Origin of the sequence: Streptomyces sp. GD-15H, assembly GCF_045291515.1 — a bacterium.
GTDB lineage: Bacteria > Actinomycetota > Actinomycetes > Streptomycetales > Streptomycetaceae > Streptomyces.
Genome location: NZ_CP149447.1, coordinates 7489802 through 7506405, shown reverse-complemented (window position 1 = coordinate 7506405; position 16604 = coordinate 7489802). Strand labels below are relative to the sequence as shown.

At 72.0% G+C, this 16604-nt stretch carries 13 protein-coding genes and 5 pseudogenes; 8 read left to right on the top strand and 10 right to left on the bottom strand.

From position 1 onward, the window contains the following. The first annotated feature begins 16 nt into the window (after positions 1 to 16). From WJ438_RS35490 to WJ438_RS35480, 3 genes and pseudogenes are all read left to right on the top strand, one after another. Positions 17 to 276: pseudogene (locus WJ438_RS35490) on the top strand (acyl carrier protein). A 1-nt stretch (position 277) separates the two neighbouring features. Beyond that, positions 278 to 757, top strand: coding sequence for an SRPBCC family protein (locus WJ438_RS35485; RefSeq protein ID WP_406728826.1), 480 nt, complete (start codon positions 278 to 280; stop codon positions 755 to 757). A gap of 28 nt (positions 758 to 785) precedes the next feature. Continuing rightward, positions 786 to 1121 carry a TcmI family type II polyketide cyclase gene (locus WJ438_RS35480; protein ID WP_406728825.1) on the top strand — a complete coding sequence of 112 codons (336 nt, stop codon included), beginning with the start codon at positions 786 to 788 and terminating at the stop codon, positions 1119 to 1121. 82 nt (positions 1122 to 1203) lie between these two features. On the opposite strand, the pseudogene WJ438_RS35475 reads toward WJ438_RS35480, so the two are convergent. After that, positions 1204 to 1341: pseudogene (locus WJ438_RS35475) on the bottom strand (methyltransferase); the annotation flags it as partial. A gap of 330 nt (positions 1342 to 1671) precedes the next feature. Here WJ438_RS35475 and WJ438_RS35470 point away from each other — a divergent pair. Then, entirely contained in the window at positions 1672 to 1881 is a 210-nt protein-coding gene (locus WJ438_RS35470; protein WP_406728824.1) for a hypothetical protein, read from the top strand. 428 nt (positions 1882 to 2309) lie between these two features. On the opposite strand, the gene WJ438_RS35465 is transcribed toward WJ438_RS35470, so the two are convergent. From WJ438_RS35465 to lnt, 5 genes are all read right to left on the bottom strand, one after another. Beyond that, positions 2310 to 3725 (bottom strand): amidase, encoded by a 1416-nt coding sequence (locus WJ438_RS35465; RefSeq protein ID WP_406728823.1) that lies wholly within the window; start codon positions 3723 to 3725, stop codon positions 2310 to 2312. Positions 3726 to 3917: 192 nt separating this feature from the next. Next, positions 3918 to 5900 carry a helix-turn-helix domain-containing protein gene (locus tag WJ438_RS35460; protein WP_406728822.1) on the bottom strand — a complete coding sequence of 661 codons (1983 nt, stop codon included), beginning with the start codon at positions 5898 to 5900 and terminating at the stop codon, positions 3918 to 3920. 149 nt (positions 5901 to 6049) lie between these two features. Then, entirely contained in the window at positions 6050 to 6841 is a 792-nt protein-coding gene (locus WJ438_RS35455; RefSeq protein WP_406728821.1) for a 3-hydroxybutyrate dehydrogenase, read from the bottom strand. 54 nt (positions 6842 to 6895) lie between these two features. Continuing rightward, on the bottom strand, positions 6896 to 7375 hold the full coding sequence (locus WJ438_RS35450) for an NUDIX hydrolase (protein ID WP_406728820.1): 480 nt from the start codon (positions 7373 to 7375) through the stop codon (positions 6896 to 6898). Between the two features lie 67 nt (positions 7376 to 7442). Next, on the bottom strand, positions 7443 to 9053 hold the full coding sequence (gene lnt, locus WJ438_RS35445) for an apolipoprotein N-acyltransferase (protein WP_406728819.1): 1611 nt from the start codon (positions 9051 to 9053) through the stop codon (positions 7443 to 7445). Between the two features lie 224 nt (positions 9054 to 9277). Between lnt and WJ438_RS35440 the strand changes: the two genes are divergently transcribed. Continuing rightward, positions 9278 to 9454 carry a hypothetical protein gene (locus WJ438_RS35440; protein ID WP_406728818.1) on the top strand — a complete coding sequence of 59 codons (177 nt, stop codon included), beginning with the start codon at positions 9278 to 9280 and terminating at the stop codon, positions 9452 to 9454. An 18-nt stretch (positions 9455 to 9472) separates the two neighbouring features. Here WJ438_RS35440 and WJ438_RS35435 read toward each other — a convergent pair whose 3' ends face one another. Beyond that, on the bottom strand, positions 9473 to 10018 hold the full coding sequence (locus WJ438_RS35435; protein WP_406728817.1) for a hypothetical protein: 546 nt from the start codon (positions 10016 to 10018) through the stop codon (positions 9473 to 9475). Between the two features lie 91 nt (positions 10019 to 10109). Continuing rightward, positions 10110 to 10894 (bottom strand): annotated as a pseudogene (locus tag WJ438_RS35430) (glutamate racemase). Positions 10895 to 10933: 39 nt separating this feature from the next. Here WJ438_RS35430 and WJ438_RS35425 point away from each other — a divergent pair. Continuing rightward, positions 10934 to 12127, top strand: a complete 1194-nt coding sequence (locus WJ438_RS35425) for a glycosyltransferase (protein ID WP_406728816.1) — start codon at positions 10934 to 10936, stop codon at positions 12125 to 12127. A gap of 17 nt (positions 12128 to 12144) precedes the next feature. Here the strand turns inward: WJ438_RS35425 and WJ438_RS35420 are convergent, their stop codons facing one another. Beyond that, a complete protein-coding gene (locus WJ438_RS35420; RefSeq protein ID WP_406729908.1) occupies positions 12145 to 13431 on the bottom strand; it encodes a TerD family protein in 1287 nt (428 codons plus the stop codon). 197 nt (positions 13432 to 13628) lie between these two features. Beyond that, a pseudogene (locus WJ438_RS35415) lies at positions 13629 to 14892 on the bottom strand (IS701 family transposase). A gap of 280 nt (positions 14893 to 15172) precedes the next feature. On the opposite strand from WJ438_RS35415, the gene WJ438_RS35410 reads away from it, so the two are divergent. Beyond that, complete coding sequence (locus WJ438_RS35410; RefSeq protein ID WP_406728815.1) at positions 15173 to 15604, top strand: DUF6643 family protein; 432 nt, start codon at positions 15173 to 15175, stop codon at positions 15602 to 15604. 87 nt (positions 15605 to 15691) lie between these two features. After that, positions 15692 to 16518 (top strand): annotated as a pseudogene (locus WJ438_RS35405) (MOSC domain-containing protein). Positions 16519 to 16604: the final 86 nt, after the last annotated feature.

Genomic DNA, 16604 nt, shown 5'->3' with positions numbered 1-16604 from the left:
AAGGAGCAGACAACCCATGATCACCACCGAAGTGACCTTCGACGAACTGGCCGCCCTGATGAAGAAGGCGGCCGGCATCACCGTCGACCCCGAGAAACTCAGGCAGGCAGCGGAGTCCCCCTTCGACTCCTTCGGTCTCGACTCGCTCGGCCTTCTCGGCATCGTCGGCGAGCTGGAGAACCGGTACAGCGGGTCGTTTCCCCCGACTCGGAGCGCTGCAGGACGCCCCGGGAATTCCTCGACCTCGTCAACAACACCCTCAAGGCTGGAGCCTGAAGTGGCAGGACACACCGAGAACAGCATCACCGTCGACGCTCCCTTCGACCTCGTCTGGGAGATGACCAACGACCTCGAGAACTGGCCGCGCCTGTTCAGCGAGTACGCGTCCGTCGAGGTGCTCTCCCGCGAGGGGGACACCACGACGTTCCGGCTGACCATGCACCCGGACGACACCGGAAAGGTGTGGAGCTGGGTGTCCGAGCGCACCCCCGACCGCGCCACGAGGAGTGTGCGCGCCCGTCGCGTCGAAACGGGACCCTTCGCCCACATGGACATCCTGTGGGAGTACGAGGAGGTCCCGGGCGGCGTCCAGATGCGCTGGACTCAGGACTTCGCGATGAAGCCCGACGCCCCGGTCGACGACGACTGGATGACGGACAACATCAACCGCAACTCGCGTACGCAGATGGCGCTCATCCGGGACCGGATCGAGCAGGCCGCCCGCGACCGCCGGGGCGCGTCCGTCACGTCCGGCTGACCGCCGACCGACCCGGAAAGGACCGTCGATGCATCACGCACTCATCGTCGCCCGTATGGCGCCCGGTTCGGCGCCGCGGATCGCCGACGTCTTCGCCGCCTCCGACCGGGGCGAACTCCCCCGCCTGGTCGGGGTGAACCGCCGCAAGCTCTTCCAGTTCGGCGACGACGTGTATCTGCACCTCATCGAGTCCGAGCAGGACCCGGCACCCGCCATCGCGAAGGTGGCCGGACACCCCGAGTTCCGCGGCATCAGTGAGCAGCTGGAGGCGTACGTCAGCCCGTACGACCCCGCGACGTGGCGCAGCCCCAAGGACGCCATGGCGCAGTGCTTCTACCACTGGGAGCGCGGCGCCGGCTCCTGAGCGGGCGAATCGAACAACCCCGAGGCCGCCGGTGCCGCGTACGTCGCGGAGCCGGCGGCCTCGGGGTTGAGCCGTGTGCGGATCAGGCGGGGAAGGCGCACTCGAAGGCGTGCAGGTAGGCGGTGACGGGGCGGACGTCTCCGAGGGCCAGGCCCGCGTCGGTCAGCCGGCCGGTCGTGCTCTGCCGGGTGTGCTTGGCACCGCCGACGTCGAGGAGCAGCCGGACGTTCCGGGTCCACGGCTCCGTGCGCCCCAGGGCGACGTACCGCAGGCTGTGCGGGGCGTCTGGGTCCGCCCGGACCGGCCATTCCGCGCTGCGGGCCCTCGAGTTCGACGCATTGGTTGCAGGGGAGGTACAGGAAGTGGCTGGGCTCTCCCGGCTGATCGTGCCGTGCCCGATCCAGTGGAGGACGAAGGCGTCGTCCTCCACTGGATCGTCCAGGAGGCTGGCCGGCCGAAGAGATCGACCACCGAACGGACATCGGCCGCCACCAGGTCAGCCGAGGCGGCGTTCAGCCGCGTCGGCAGCGGGTCGGGCTGCGGTCCGGCGTTGGTCAGGATGGTGAGGGAGCACGGTTCGGCGGCATGGCTCACCAGCCAGAAGGCGAAGCGGACGCCGGAGGCCAGGGAGCCGGGCATGGGCCGCAGCGACGAGCCCTCGTACGTCTCCGGGCACACCACCAGAGCGCGTACGACCATCGATCAGCACTCCTCGCCGGCCGTGCGGACCGCATCGTACACCCGCGGTGTGGCCCAGTAGGCGCCGTGCGCCCGGGGAACGGCTCCCGGGTGTCGACGGCGACATCCCTGACCCGTCCGGCGCGACACCGAGGATGTCTCCCCAGGAGCACGTCTCCACCACGGTGTCCGGCAGCACCTTCCGAAAACCGTCCCCGATGTTGTCGAGCGCTCCCGCTCACGCTTCGACCGAACGCCCGTTCCGTGAACGAACAGAACTGTTTTCACACTCGTTCTCACGTTCCCCCGCCCGGACGTCACGGCCAGGAACATCGCGACGGCCGCCAACATGAGCGTGGCACGAGGAGCTATCACCCCGCATTTCATGAATTCGACCCAGCCGGGGCGGAAATCGCCTGTTCGGAAAGGTAACAACCCTCAACCGATCAGGAACGGACAAGGCGTCAGGCCCGTCGGGCCGCTGAGTGGTGGCGCGGAGGACGGCCGCGCTCACACGTCCTGGATACGTCGGAAAGGGCGGTCCGTCTCCAGCGCGAACGCGATCTCCAGCAGCGCCCGTTCACTGCCGGGGCGACCGGAGAACATGATGCCGACGGGCAATCCGTCCTCTGTCGCACTCGTGGCGGGCACCGAGATCGACGGTGCACCGACGACGTTGTTGACCGGTGTGAACGCGACGTACGCCAGAATCCGTTCGATCAGTGTCGGGTAGGACACGGCCGGGCTGAGATGACCGATCGGCGGCGTGGTGTGGGCGAGCACGGGGGAAAGGACGAGGTCGAACCCGCGGAACGCCGCCGCGTACGCCTCTCGGGTACGTTTCAGCCTCCGCAGCATGCCCGGAGTGCGCCGCCAGGTCTTGAGGTATGCCTCGCGCAGCCCTCTGCTGAGGCCGTCCATACGGCGCCGGTCGAAGTCCGCGCCGAGGGTCCGGCCCGTGACGCCGAGGAGGAACGACAGCAGCCCCCAGTAGGTGAGGAAGTCCTCGGTGAAGCGGGGGTCGATGGCCAACTCCACGGGCTCCACGGTGTGGCCCAGCCGTTCGAGTGTCGCCACGGTCTTTGTGACGGCCTCCCGGGTGGCGGTGTCGGAGGGGACACCGTTCGGCGAGTCCAGCAGGAATCCGATGCGCATCCGCCGCCCCGAGGGATCTTCGACCAGGCCCAGCGGCGGCAACTCGGGGTTGCGCCAGTACGTCTCGGCGGCGGCGAGGAACGCGGCGGTGTCGCGCACGGAACGGCTCACGATGCCGTCGGAGACTATGTCAAGGGGAAGTTGGCGGCCCTGCGCATTCGCCACGACCCGGCCACGGGTCGGCTTGAGACCGACGAGTCCGCAGCAGGCGGCGGGGATCCGGATCGAGCCACCGCCGTCGTTGGCGTGTGCGATCGGCACCGCCCCGGCGGCGACGAGCGCCGCACTGCCGCCCGACGAACCGCCCGCCGAGTAGCCCGTGTTCCACGGGTTGCGAACGGGCTCGGCGCTCTCGTACTCCGTGGTCGGGCTGAACCCGAACTCGGGCAGCCGGGTCTTGCCCAGCACCGTGACGCCGGTGCTCAGGAACTGCCGGGCGAATGGCGCGTGCCACCGCGCGGCCCTCGGAGTGAAAGCTGCGCTGCCGTGGCCGGTGAACAGTCCCAGGTAGTCGGTGTTGTCCTTGACGAATGTCGGCACCCCGGCGAAGGCTCCGCCCACCCCGCCGGCGTGCGCCGGGAGGCCGGCGTGCGTCTGGACCGCGTTGAGTCTCGCCTCGACCGCCCGCACCCGCTCCGCCGCGTCCCGGGCGACCTCGACGGCACTCACCTCACCCCGCCGGATCGCCGCAGCGAGACCGACGGCGTCGTGTTCCCCCAGGGCGTCGTCCCGGAAGGCGTGCACCGCGCTCCGTTCCTCGAAAGTCGTCACCGCTACCTCAGCTCCCGGCCGTACGGATGGTTGCCCGGCATCATTCCGTACTGTCAAGTAACACGCGAGAGGCCCACCCGTCGCCACCGCCCGGTTTCCGATCCTGTCGGTGTCCGCGCGCCGTCCCCGGCGGGCCGTGAACCGGTTGCGGCTGTCACCGACTCCCCTACGCCCGCACGGCGCGTACGGTGGTCAGCTCCGTCCGGGCGTCGATGGGTCTGCCGGGGCCGAGAACCGGTACAGGCGCAGGGCCAGCTGGATCTCCAGGGCGCGGGCCGGGCTCTGCCAGTCGTCGCCCAGGAGGTGGCCGACGCGCTCCAGGCGCTGGGCGACCGTGTTCACGTGCACGTGCAGGTCGTCCTTGGTACGGGCCGGGCTCATGCCGCAGGCAAAGTACGTGTCGAGGGTGCGCAGCAGTTCGGTGCCGCGTCGTTCGTCGTACGCGACGACCGGGCCGAGGGTGCGGTCGACGAAGCCCGCGATGTCCCGCTCCCCGGCCAGGAGCAGACCCAGGAAGCCGAAGTCCTCGGCGGCGGCACCGTCGCCGGAGCGGCCCAGCACGCGCAGGGCGTCGAGACAGCGCCGGGCCTCCGCGTAGGCCGCCGCCACGGTGTCGGGGCGGGCGGTGAGGTGCTCGACCGGAGCGGACGCACCGACGGTGACCGGCTCGTGTACGGCCGTTCCCAGGTGCCGGGCGGTACGGCGGGCCAGGTCGGTGGCGGTGTCACCGGGGGCGAGGGGCAGCAGCAGGACGGTGCCGCCGTCACGCGCGGAGGCGAGACCGTGGCGGGTCGCCGCGAGGTGCGACGCCGCGGCCCACAGGCGCCGACGGGCGTCCGCCTCCTGGTCGGCGTCGGCGGCGGCGCCCTCCAGGCGGGCGCTGAGTACGGCATGGGTGGCGTCGAGGTCGGCGTGCAGCCGGGCCGCGCGCTCGCGCAGCAGGCGCGGGTCGCGGTCGCGGGCGTCGAGCAGGTGGTCGAGCAGTTCGCCGCGGACGCGCTGCTCCGCCTCGGCGGCGGAGCGGCGGGCGAGCAGCAGGAGCGAGGTGACCATGGCGGCGCGTTCCAGAGTGCGCTGGTCGACGGGGTCCAGTCCGGGGTGGCCGCGCAGCACGAGGGCACCGAGGAGTTCGCCGCCCGCGGCCACGGCGGCGACCCAGTCGCGGCCGTGCCGTACCGCGTGTCCTTCCGCGCGGGACGCCTCGAGGGCCTGGGCCGGTGCGGTGGCGGCCTCGGTGAACTCGACGGTGCCGTCCAGGACTTGGGAGACGGCGGCGGCCACGTCATGGACCCCGCCGCCGCGCAGGACGAGTTCGGCGAGCCGGTCGTGCACGTCGGAGGCGCGTTCGATGACCCCGCTGCGGTCCTGGATGATCTCGTTGGCGCTTTCCAGGTCGGCGAGGGCCGAGCGGGTCTCGGCGAGCAGGTTCGCCGTGTCGATGGCCGCCGCGGCGAGCGCGGCGAAGGAGCCGACCAGGGCGACCTGTTCGCGCTCGAAGACCCGGGCCCTCCGGTCCGCGGCGAACAGCACGCCGATGACGGTGTGCCCGAGCATGAGGGGCACCCCGAGGATGGCCACCAGCCCCTCGTCCCGCACGCCGGTGTCGATGGTGAGGGTGTGCTCGAAGCGGTCGTCGCGGAAGTAGTCGTCGGTCACATAGGGACGGGCGGTCTGGGCGACCAGGCCGCCCAGCCCCTCGCCCATGCCGAGGCGCAGCTGCTGGAAGCGGGCCGCGACCGAGCCCTCGGTGACCCGCATGTAGGTGTCGCCCCGGGCCGGGTCGTTCAAACTGAGGTAGGCGACGTCGGTGCCGAGCAGCGAGCGGGCGCGCTGCACGATCGCCCGGAGCACGGCGTCCAGGTCGCGCAGTCCGGCCAGGTCGTGCGCGGTCTCGAAGAGCGCGGACAGCTCGGCCTCCCTGCGGCGCCGTCCCTCCAGGTCGGAGCGGACGCGCAGGGCGAGCCGCCTGGCCTGTTCGAGGGCGGCGATCCGCTCGGCGGTCAGTCCCTCGGCGCGGGCCAGGAGCACCGGCTGCTCGTAGGCCTCGGCGGACGCGCCCCGGGCCAGCAGTTCCAGGAACGGCGTCTCCGCACTGCCGGACGCGGGACGGGCCCGGCCCGGCGCTGCGGAACCGGGGGCCGGGTGTTCGGCGGACTGTACGTGATCGCGGGACATGGTCTCAGGATTCCTCATCCCACGGCCGCCCCGTCAGCCCTGTGGACAACTCGACCGATGGGGCCGTGGGCCTGTGGACGACATGGCCGACCGGGTACGCGGTGGCAGTGGTGACGTCCGGGGGCGGCCGGCGTGAGCCGGGCGGTGGCTCAGTGCGCGGTCCAGCCACCGTCCAGTACCAACGAGGTGCCGGTCACGAAGGACGCCTGCGGAGCGCACAGATACGCCACCGCCTCGGCGATCTCCTCCGGTTCGATGAGTCGTTTGACCGCGCTGCCCTGCAGCATGACCGTGGCCACGACCTGCTCCTCGGGGATGCCGTGCGCACGGGCCTGGCCGGCGATCTGCTGTTCGACCAGTGGGGTGCGCACATAGCCGGGGTTCACACAGTTCGAGGTGACACCGTGGAGTGCGCCTTCGAGGGCGGTGGTCTTGGACAGCCCCTCGAGCCCGTGTTTGGCGGCTACATAGGCGGACTTGTAGGCCGAGGCGCGCAGCCCATGGACCGAGGACACATTGACGATGCGGCCCCAGCCCTGTCCGTACATATGGGGCAGGGCACCGCGGATGAGCCGGAACGGCGCCTCCAGCATCACGGTGAGCACCGTGTGGAACACATCCGGCGGAAAGTCCTCGATCGGCCGTACCAGTTGCAGTCCGGCATTGTTGACCAGCACGTCCGCGCCCACGGCGGCGAGTTCGGCGGCGTCCAGGTCCATGAGGTCGAGCACCTGGGGCTCGACGCCGCCCCCGAGGCCCTGGGCCTGCTCGGCCAGCGCCTCCAGGCCGACGGCATCCCGGTCGACGGCTCTCACCCTGGCCCCGGCGGCCGCGAGCCGCAGCGCGCAGGCGCGGCCGATGCCGCCGGCGGCGCCGGTGACCAGAGCGGTACGGCCACCGAGGTCGAGCAGGGGGGCGTAACGGGCGTGGGGCGCGGTCATGTCCCGACCCTAGTCAGCGCCCCTACCCCACCCCATATGGTTGCGCCCCACAGTTCAGCCGGAACTAGTGGAGTCGAACCATGTGGGTGCGTCGGCCATGGCTTGCTTGATCCGGAAACGCCCGAACTCGTTGAGATCCGGCAGCGCGTCCACGGCGAACCAGCCGACGTCCAGCGACTCGTCGTCGTTGACCCGTGCCTCACCGCCGACGGCCCGACAGCGGAACGTGATGTCCATGTACTGGCAGATGTCGCCGTTCTCGTAGGTCACCGGGTTCAGCGCCTGGACCAGGACGACGCGCTCGACGACGCAGTGCACCGCCGTCTCCTCCTCGACCTCGCGCACGGCACAGGCCGCGGGCTGCTCCCCCGGGTCGGGGATGCCGCCGATCACCGACCACTTACGGGTGTCGGACCGGCGGTTCAGCAGCACTCTGCCCTCGTCGTTGAAGACGAGGGCGGTGACCCCGGGGAGCCAGAGCAGCTGATGACCGGCGGAGGCGCGCAGGGCGCTGATGAAGTCGGGAGTAGCCATTCTGCGACCCTAACGGGCAGGTCGGACAAGTCCGCGACGCTTCAGGGCCTGTGTGCCGGCCGTACGACTACGCGTCCTCGGCGCGCCGCCCTCGCACACCGGCGGCGACGGCCCACCCCAGCCCGCCGGCTGCGACCAGGACGAGGGCGGTCTCCGGGAGGACGCCGAGGCGGGTGGCGGGGGTCTGCGAGGAGCGCAGCGGCACCTCCTGCACCAGGGAGTCGGCGACGAACATGCCGGTCCTCTGGCCGACCGTCCCGTCCGGCAGGATGATCGCGCTCACCCCGCTGGTCACCGGGACGGTGACGGTGCGGCTGTGCTCGACGGCGCGGACCCGGGACATGGCGAGCTGCTGGTAGGTCATCTCGCTGCGGCCGAAGGTCGCGTTGTTGCTGGGTACGGAGATCAGCTGGGCACCGTGCTTGACGGTGTCGCGCACCGCCCAGTCGAAGGCCGCCTCGTAGCAGGTGACCAGGCCGACCCCGGTTCCGGCCATGGTGAACACGCCGGGTTCGGTGCCCCGGCTGAAGTCCTGGCGGACCATCGACGTCCAGTCGTCGTTGATCGCCCCGACCAGGGACCGCAGCGGGAGGTATTCGCCGAACGGCTGGATCTGCCGCTTGTCGTAGGTGTCGACGGGACCCTCCACCGGATCCCAGAGGACCTGCTCGTTGAGCAGCTTGCCGTCCTTGCGCACCACGGCGCCGACGGAGACGGGCGCGCCGATCGCCCTGGCCGCCCGGTCGATCACGGCGCGCGCGTCGGCGTTGGCGAAGGGGTCGATGTCGGAGGAGTTCTCCGGCCACAACACGAGGTCGGGCCGCTCCACCCGGCCCGCGTCGACCTCGGCGGCCAGGCGCTCCGTCTCGCGCGCGTGGTAGTCGAGAACGGCCCGCCGCTGCGAGTTGAAGTCGAGCCCCAGCCGCGGCACATTGCCCTGGACGACCGCGACGGTCGCCGTACCGGCCTCGGCCGTGTCGCTCACCAGCGGCCGGGCGGCCACCGCGGCCACGGCCGGCACCGCCACGCTCAGCGCGCCGACCGCCGCCGCGACGCGCCGCGCGGTCCCGGTGCGGCGGGCGTCCACAGCCACCCGCACGATCTCGTACAGGCCGAAGCCGCACAGCACGACCGCGAAGCCGAGCACCGGGGTCCCGCCCAGCGCGGCGAGCGGCAGGAAGGCACCGTCCGCCTGCCCGAACGCGATCTTGCCCCAGGGGAATCCGTGGAACGGCACACGCGCGCGTGCCGCCTCCCCGGCGATCCACAGCGCGGCGGCCCACACCGGCCATCCGGGCAGCTTCGACACCGCGGCGACACCCGCGCCGACCAGCGCGACGAAGATCGCCTCGATCACGGCGAGGGCGATCCACGGACCGGGTCCGACCTCCACGCCGGTCCACACCAGGAGCGGCAGGAGGAAGCCCAGCCCGAAGAGGTAGCCGAGGCCGAGCCCGGCCTTCCAGCCGCGCCCGCGCAGTACCCAGCCGAGGAAGGCGAAGGCGGGCAGCGCCAGCCACCACAGGGTGCGCGGCGGGAAGCTGACGTAGAGGAGCAGTCCGGAGAGTGCTGCCGCTGCGGCCGGAACGAGGCGCGCGAGCCGCCTGCCCCACGCCCTGGGCGCGGTCTGCGGCGGTATCGGGTCCGACTCGCCGACGGAGGTTGCGGTGACGGTCACTCGGAGAGTCTACGGCGCGTGACCTGGGCGCCAACCGCACGGGCGCCCGGCTGCGGAGGGAGGACCGGCCGGGGCCGGGGCCCGGGGCCTGGCTCACCGGGCGGCACGGGGCCCGCCGGCACGGGGCCCGCCGGCGTGGGAGCTGGGCCGGACGGAGCGGTGTCATCGGAGAGGACTCGTCACCACACGTCCCCAAACCGGCCACCAGCCGTTACCGTGTGCCGGTGCCTTCGTCCTACGCCGTCGCGGCCGTCGCCGCGGTGGGGACCGCGCTGAGCTTCACCGCGGTCCCCGTGCGAGCGGGACTGTTCGCGGGACTCGCGACGGCCCGCCGGTACACCACCGGTACACCGGGGCGGCCGACGGACACTCCCGCACGCGGGACCCGGCTCACGCCGTGACTCCTCTCCCCCTGCAGGTCAGTGGAGCGGGCCCGGCCGGTACGGGTGCAGGCGGTCGCGGATGACGCGCACCGCTGCCTCCGCGTCGTCCACGGTGATCGTGAAGGTGTGTCCGTCCCACAGGCTCAGGACGATGCCCTCACCACGGCGTACGACGACCGCCGTGCCCTTCTCGGGCCGCCAGCGGTAGCCCCAGCCGCCCCAGTGCCGCGGGGTGACGTGCGGTGCGAACTCGGCTCCGGCGACGTGCGACAGCGGGATGCGGCGGCGCGGCACGCCCATGTGACCGCAGCGCACCTCGAGGTGGTCCTCGTCGACACGCAGCGCGACGTGCACGAAGGCGAGCGTGCCGAACAGGACCAGCAGCCCGGCGGCGATGCACCCGACGACGGCCATGGCCAGTGGTGCGACGCCGGTCGTCCATGCCGAGTCGACGGCCAGCACGATGCCGAGCGTCATACAGGCGGCACCGAGAAGTGCCAGGAGCCACTGCATGCGGTTGGTCGCGCGACCGGTCCAGACATAGGGGTACGGGGCGTGGGCGCTGCGGGGGTGGTCCCTCATACGCTCGAGGTTACTTTGGTTTCGCCGGGCGGGTACGGGGTCGCACGGCGTCACTGCGCCGACCGGGCGTGTGCCCGGTCCCTCACCGATCTCACCCGGCGGGAGTGACCTCCTGCAGCAGCCGGCCTTCCGCGTAGGTGAGGGCGGCCGGCGGAAGCGTGCCCTCGCGTCCGCTCAACAGCACCGTGAGGGTGCCGGTCGCCGGGGCCCCGGGGCCGGCCGTTCACCGACGCGGCGCATGGCCTGGGCGGCGACCGCTCCGGCGGAGCCGTGCAGGACGAGCGGCGGCCGGTCGGGGCGCCGCACGACGGCCCGGATGCGTTCGGCGACCAGTTCGTAATGGGTGCAGCCCAGGACGACGGTCGTCACGTCCTCCGGGGTGAGTTCGGCGGCGGCGACGACGGCCGCGTCGATCGCGTTCTCGTCCGCGCGCTCCACGGCCTCCGCGAGACCCCAGCAGGGCACCTCGGTGACGGTCACGCCGCCGGCGAAGTCCTGGATCAGATTCCGCTGGTACGGGCTGCCGGTCGTCGCCGGGGTGGCCCAGATGGCGAGCGGCCCGCCGCCGGCGGCCGCCGGCTTGATCGCCGGGACGGTGCCGATGACGGGCAGGACCGGTTCGAGGCGGGCGCGCAGGGCGGTGAGGGCATGCACGGTCGCGGTGTTGCAGCCGACGATCAGGGCGTCGGGCCGCCGTGCGGCAGCCGCCTCGGCGACGGCCAGGGCGCGGGCGGTGAGGTCCTGGGGAGTCCTGGGGCCCCAGGGCATGCCGTCGGGGTCGAGAGAGAGGACGAGATCGACGTCGGGGCGCAGGCGTCGTACCGCTGCGGTGGCCGCCAGCAGGCCGATTCCGGAGTCCATGAGCGCGATCTTCACCCGGCCACGATAGACGATGAGCCTCTTCCGGCCGCTCCCGTGAGGGAGACTGCGCACGTGAGCGCCGTAGTGTGGACCGCCGCCGTGTCCCTCGCCGCCTGGCTGTGGCTGCTGCTCTTTCAGGGCTTCTTCTGGCGTACGGATGTCCGGCTGCCGCCCGGGCGGGAGCCCGAGGCGTGGCCGTCGGTGTGCGTGGTCGTCCCCGCGCGCGACGAGGCGGCGGTGCTGCCCGCGAGCCTGCCGTCGCTGCTCGCCCAGGACTATCCCGGGCGGGCGGAGGTCTTCCTGGTCGACGACGGAAGTACGGACGGCACCGGGGAGCTCGCGCGTGAGCTGGCGGGTCGGCCCGGGGGCCTGCCGCTGACCGTGGACTCGCCCGGCGAGCCACCGGACGGCTGGACCGGCAAGCTCTGGGCGGTGCGACACGGCATCGAGCTGGCACGCGCGCGTGCGCCCGAGTATCTGCTGCTGACGGACGCCGACATCGCGCACGCGCCCGACAGCCTGCGCCGGCTCGTCGCGGCGGCCCGTACCGGGGGGTTCGACGTCGTCTCGCAGATGGCGCGGCTGCGCGTGGAGAGCGTCTGGGAGCGGTTGGTCGTACCGGCGTTCGTGTACTTCTTCGCGCAGTTGTATCCGTTCCGCCGGATCGGACGGAAGGGAACGCGGACGGCCGCGGCGGCCGGGGGCTGTGTGCTGCTGCGCGCGGAGGCGGCCGAGCGGGCGCGGATCCCCGACGCCATCCGGCAGGCCGTCATCGACGACGTGGCCCTCGCACGGGCGGTCAAGGCCGGCGGCGGTCGGGTCTGGCTGGGGCTGGCGGACCGGGTGGACAGTGTGCGCCCGTACCCGCGGCTGGACGACCTGTGGCGCATGGTGTCGCGCAGCGCGTACGCGCAACTGCGGCACAGTCCGGTGCTGCTGGCCGGGACGGTCGTGGGGCTGGCGCTGGTGTACGTGGTGCCGCCGGTGGCCGTCGTCACGGGACTGGCAGCCGGGGATCAGGGTGCCGTGGCCGTCGGTGCGGCGGCCTGGCTGGTGATGGCGGGAACGTACGTCCCGATGCTCCGCCACTACCGGCAACCGCTGTGGCTCGCTCCCCTTTTGCCGTTCACCGCGTTCCTGTACCTCCTGATGACGGTCGATTCGGCGGTGCGGCACCACCGCGGGCGCGGTGCGGCCTGGAAGGGCCGCACCTACCCGCGTCCGGGCACCCTGCCCGACGAGGGCTGAGCGCCGGCCGTCAAGGGTCACTTGCGGCCCGGCGTCCAGTTCATGCCCCATCCGTAGGCGTGGTCGACGGTGCGCTGGGGGCTCACTCCCCGGTCGGGCACCAGGTAGCGGGCCTCGCGCTGGACGACGAGGTCGCCACCGGTGTGGGTGATGAGGGCGAGGGCGCACACCGTGGAGGGGACGGTGCATTCGTCGAGCGAGAAGTCGATCGGGGCGCCGTGCTGTGGTTGGAGGGTGACCGTGGCGTGCAGGTCGGCGAAGGAGCGGGCGCCCTCATAGAGGGTGACGAAGACGAGGATGCGCCGGAAGTACTGCATGTGGTCGAGGTTGACGGTGAGGTTCTCACCGGACGCGACGGCGCCGGTGCGGTCGTCGCCGTCCAGGTGAATGAACGGGGGCCGCCGCAGCGATCCGAAGGCGTTGCCCAGGGCCTGGACGACTCCCTTGCTGCCGTCGGTGAGTTCGTACAGGGCGCACAGGTCGAGGTCGAGGTCGGAGTGCATGGCGACCGGGCGGCCCAGCTTGCCCGCCCAGCCGGAGAATTGTTTGCGCACCTGCCAGTTGAGGTTCACCTGCAGGGCGCCCGAGGTTCCGCCCTGTTTGGTCAGCGAGACGGCCGGGGCCTCCTTGGTGAGCGTCACCTTGGTGAGCCGGACCGGCGGCGCGACGGGAGGGGGCGGGGCGACCGGCCGGGCCGCGGGGGCCGGAGGCGGGGCGACCGGGGGTGCCGGGGGCGGGAGCTGGGGCGGGGTTGCCGGGGCCGGGCCGGCGGGGGCGGCGTGCTGCGGCTCGTCCACGGTTATGCCGTAGTCGGTGGCCAGGCCCTCGAGTCCACTGCTGTAGCCCTGCCCTACCGCGCGGAACTTCCAGGCTCCCTGGCGGCGGTAGAACTCGCCGAGCACGAAGGCGCTCTCGCTGGTCGCGCCCATGCTGTCGAACCGGGCCGCGACGGTGCCCTGCGCGGCGTCCTTGACCTCGATGTACAAGTCAGGGATCCGGCCGAAGGTGCCACCGTCGGAGGAGGCCGCGAGGAGCACGGTCTCGACGCCGGCCTCCACCCGCGTGAGATCGACGAGAAGGGTGTCGGTGACCTGCCCGCCGGCATTCTGCTTGCCCTCGTGCCGGACGGCTCCGGAGGAGTGGGCGGGCTGGTTGTAGAAGACGAAGTCGCTGTCGGAGCGGACCTTGCCGCCGACCAGCAGCAGCGCGGAGGCGTCCGCGTCGGGTACGCCGGGGCCCGAGCGCCACCCCAGTTCCACCCTGAGCGCCGCGGACGGCACCGGTGTGTTCGATCCCTTCGACATTGACATGTAAGTCCCCATCACGTGTCACCTTGCCAGGTCACGCCCGGCGTCCATCGGATTTCGTCCGCCCAACCTAGTAGGGCTTTGTTAGGTCCTGTGGTGTGGTTCTGGTGTCGGTGCGGGCCGGCCGCATATCGAGCAGGCGCCGGCCCAGGTGGCCAGGAGGGCCTGGAGTTCGCGGAGGACCGCGTACAGGGTCAGGCCGGCGCAGGGACTTTTGGGTCGAGTCGCAGCAGGGTACAGAACGCCTGGGCGAGGGAGGCGAGGGTGGTGTGCCGGTGCCAGCCGGAGTAGTTGCGGCCCTCGAAGTGGTCCAGGCCCAGGCCGTCCTTGAGCTCGCGGTAGTCGTGCTCAACTCTCCAGCGGATCTTGGCGATCCGGACCAGGTCACGCAGCGGGGTGTCGGCAGGCAGGGTGGACAGCCAGTAGTCGGTGGGCTCGGCGGAGCCCGGTGGCCACTCGGCCAGCAGCCAGCACTCGGGCAGGGAGCCGTCGGCGAAGCGGCGGATGGTGCGGTTGGCGGGGCGGACCCGCAGCGCCAGGAAGCGCGAGCGCATCTCGGCGCGGGGGTTGTGCTTGCCGACCCTGCTGCCCTGGCGCCAGGTCACCGTCCGCACCACCGACCTTCCTGCATCCAGGGCGAGTTGGCGCAAGGTGGTGTGCGGCTGGGGGTAGGTCGGGACGGGTGGGCGACCCCGACCGGAGTACGGCGGGCGCTCGGGGACCGCGTCACCCGGGTAAGCGGTGGTGGTGCCCTTGACCGCCACGGCGTAGGCCAGGCCGCGCTCGGTCAGCCCCTCGCGAAAGCCGGTGGCATCCCCGTATCCCGCGTCGGCGACGACCGGCAGGTCCGGCAGTTCCCAGTCCCCGCGCACTTCGTCGAGCATGTCCAGGGCCAGGCGCCACTTCTCCCGGTGCCGCTCGGCCTCGGGGATGCCGGCCCTGGCACGTCGGTGCCGGATCGCCTCCGCCAGCAGCACATCGCCGGCGTGCTGGGCGTCGTCCCAGCTCTCGGGCAGGAACAGGCGCCAGTCGACGGCCGCCGAGGCGCGGTCGGACACCAGGTTGACGCTGACGCCGATCTGGCAGTTGCCGCGCTTGCCCAGCGCGCCGCAGTACATCCGGGCCACCCCCGGGGAGTCGTAGCCGTCCTTGGGGAAGCCCACGTCGTTCGATGGCGTACGCCTCCGGCGAGATGTGGGCGGCGGCCCAACGGGCCATCCGCTCACGGACCTTGACCCAGTCCCAGGTGGAGGAGGAGACGAACTGCTGGAGTTGCTGGTGGTCCACGCCCAGGCGTTCGGCCATCGGCTGCATCGACTTGCGCTTGCCGTCCAGCATCAGCCCACGCAGGTACAGCTCACCCTTGGCCCGCTGGTCCCGCCGCGGCAGCGAGCCCAGCATCTCGGCCGCGAACGCCTCCAGGCGCGGGCGGACCGTCTCCATCTCCTCCGGTGTCACACCCGAAAGAAGATCACAACACTACCTACGCACGAACAATCGGGGTACCTAACAAAGCCCTACTAGTGCCCGCGCGCGGGAAGTCCCACGGGGCATGTGCGGAGAAGTGACGACCAGCCGGTAACCCGCCCGGAACTCGGCTTTTACCAGAAAGCCATCCGAAATAACAGCCACTTCCTCCAAGTTCGCCCGTTTTAGTGGTCCCTGGTCGCTGAGGACACGGAAAACAACCCTCTTATCGGTCTCCCCAACCAGCACATCGTGGGCTTAACTTATGGCCATGACCTCCCCCCGCTCCACTTATGGCGGCGGCTACCACTCCGCCTCCTTCCCGGACACTCCGATCTACGACTCGCTCGTGGCCGAGCGGGGCACCCCGCAGATCGCCCCGATCCGGGTCCCCTCCGCCTACGACGTGCCGGGCAGCCATCTCCCGGCGCTTCCCTCGGCGTTGCCCGCCCTCCCGGCGGCCCCCTCCCAGCCCGCCTACGGTTACCCGCAGGCGCAGCAGCCGGCCCCGCTGCAGCAGGCGCACTCGCCGTACATCCCGCAGCAGGCGACCGCGCCGCGCGGCTACCCCGGGCCCCAGCCGCAGCCGCCGCGTCCGGCCGCTCCCGCAGCGGGCTACGAGGCGATGCGCCCCGCGGCCCCGCGGCCGGCGCCCGCTCCGTACCAGGACCCGTACAACAACCAGTATTACCGCGGCTACTGAGCCGTCCCGGGTGCTGAGCTCCGGGTACGGAGCCGTTCCGCGGGCCGCCGGCCCAGGGGAGTCGTCGCCGGCTGGCACGATGACTCCATGGGGAAAGCGCTGCTGCACTCGATTCACATACATCCGGTCAAGGCCTTCCGGAGCCTGTCCCTCCGGGAGGTCGCCGTGGAGCCCTGGGGACCGGCCGGGGACCGGCGCTGGATGCTGATCGACGACGGGAGGAGGGTCGTCACACAGCGCAGGCATCCACGCCTCGCCCTGGCCGCCGCCGACCTCCTGCCCGGCGGCGGTCTCCGGCTGTCCGCGCCCGGAGCGGACCCCGTCACGGTGCCCGTCCCCCACCGGGTCGCACCGAGCGGGTGCAGCTCTTCCGCGACGAGGTCGAGGTGGTCCCGGCCGCCGACGGCGCCGTGCACGCCTGGTGCAGCGCCTTCCTCGGCATCGGCCTACGCCTGGTGCACCTGGACGCCCCGGCCACGCGGCGGCCGGTCGATCCCGAGTTCGCGCTGCCGGGCGAGACCGTCAGCCTCGCCGACGGCTACCCCCTGCTGCTCACCACCACCGCGTCCCTCGACGCCCTCAACGTCCTCGTCGCCGAGGGCGGCCACGCGGGCGAGGGGCCCCTGCCCATGAGCCGCTTCCGGCCGAACCTCGTGGTCGAGGGCACCACCGCCTGGGCCGAGGACACCTGGACGCGCATCGCCGTCGGTGAGGTCGCCTTCCGTGTCGCCAAGCCCAGCGGACGGTGCGTGGTGACGACCACCGACCAGCGCACCGCCGAGCGCGGCCGGGAGCCCCTGCACTCGCTCGGCCGGCACCGCCGGTTCGGCGACAAGCTGGTGTTCGGGCAGAACCTGGTCCCCCTCTCCCCCGGCACGATCCGGGTCGGCGATCAGGTCACGGTCCTCGTCTGACCTCCCCGCCGGCCGATCCCGTGCGTGGGCCGCACCCGAGGGCGAAGGGTGATGTCCCTCTCTCTTCCACGGAACCTCGGACGAAC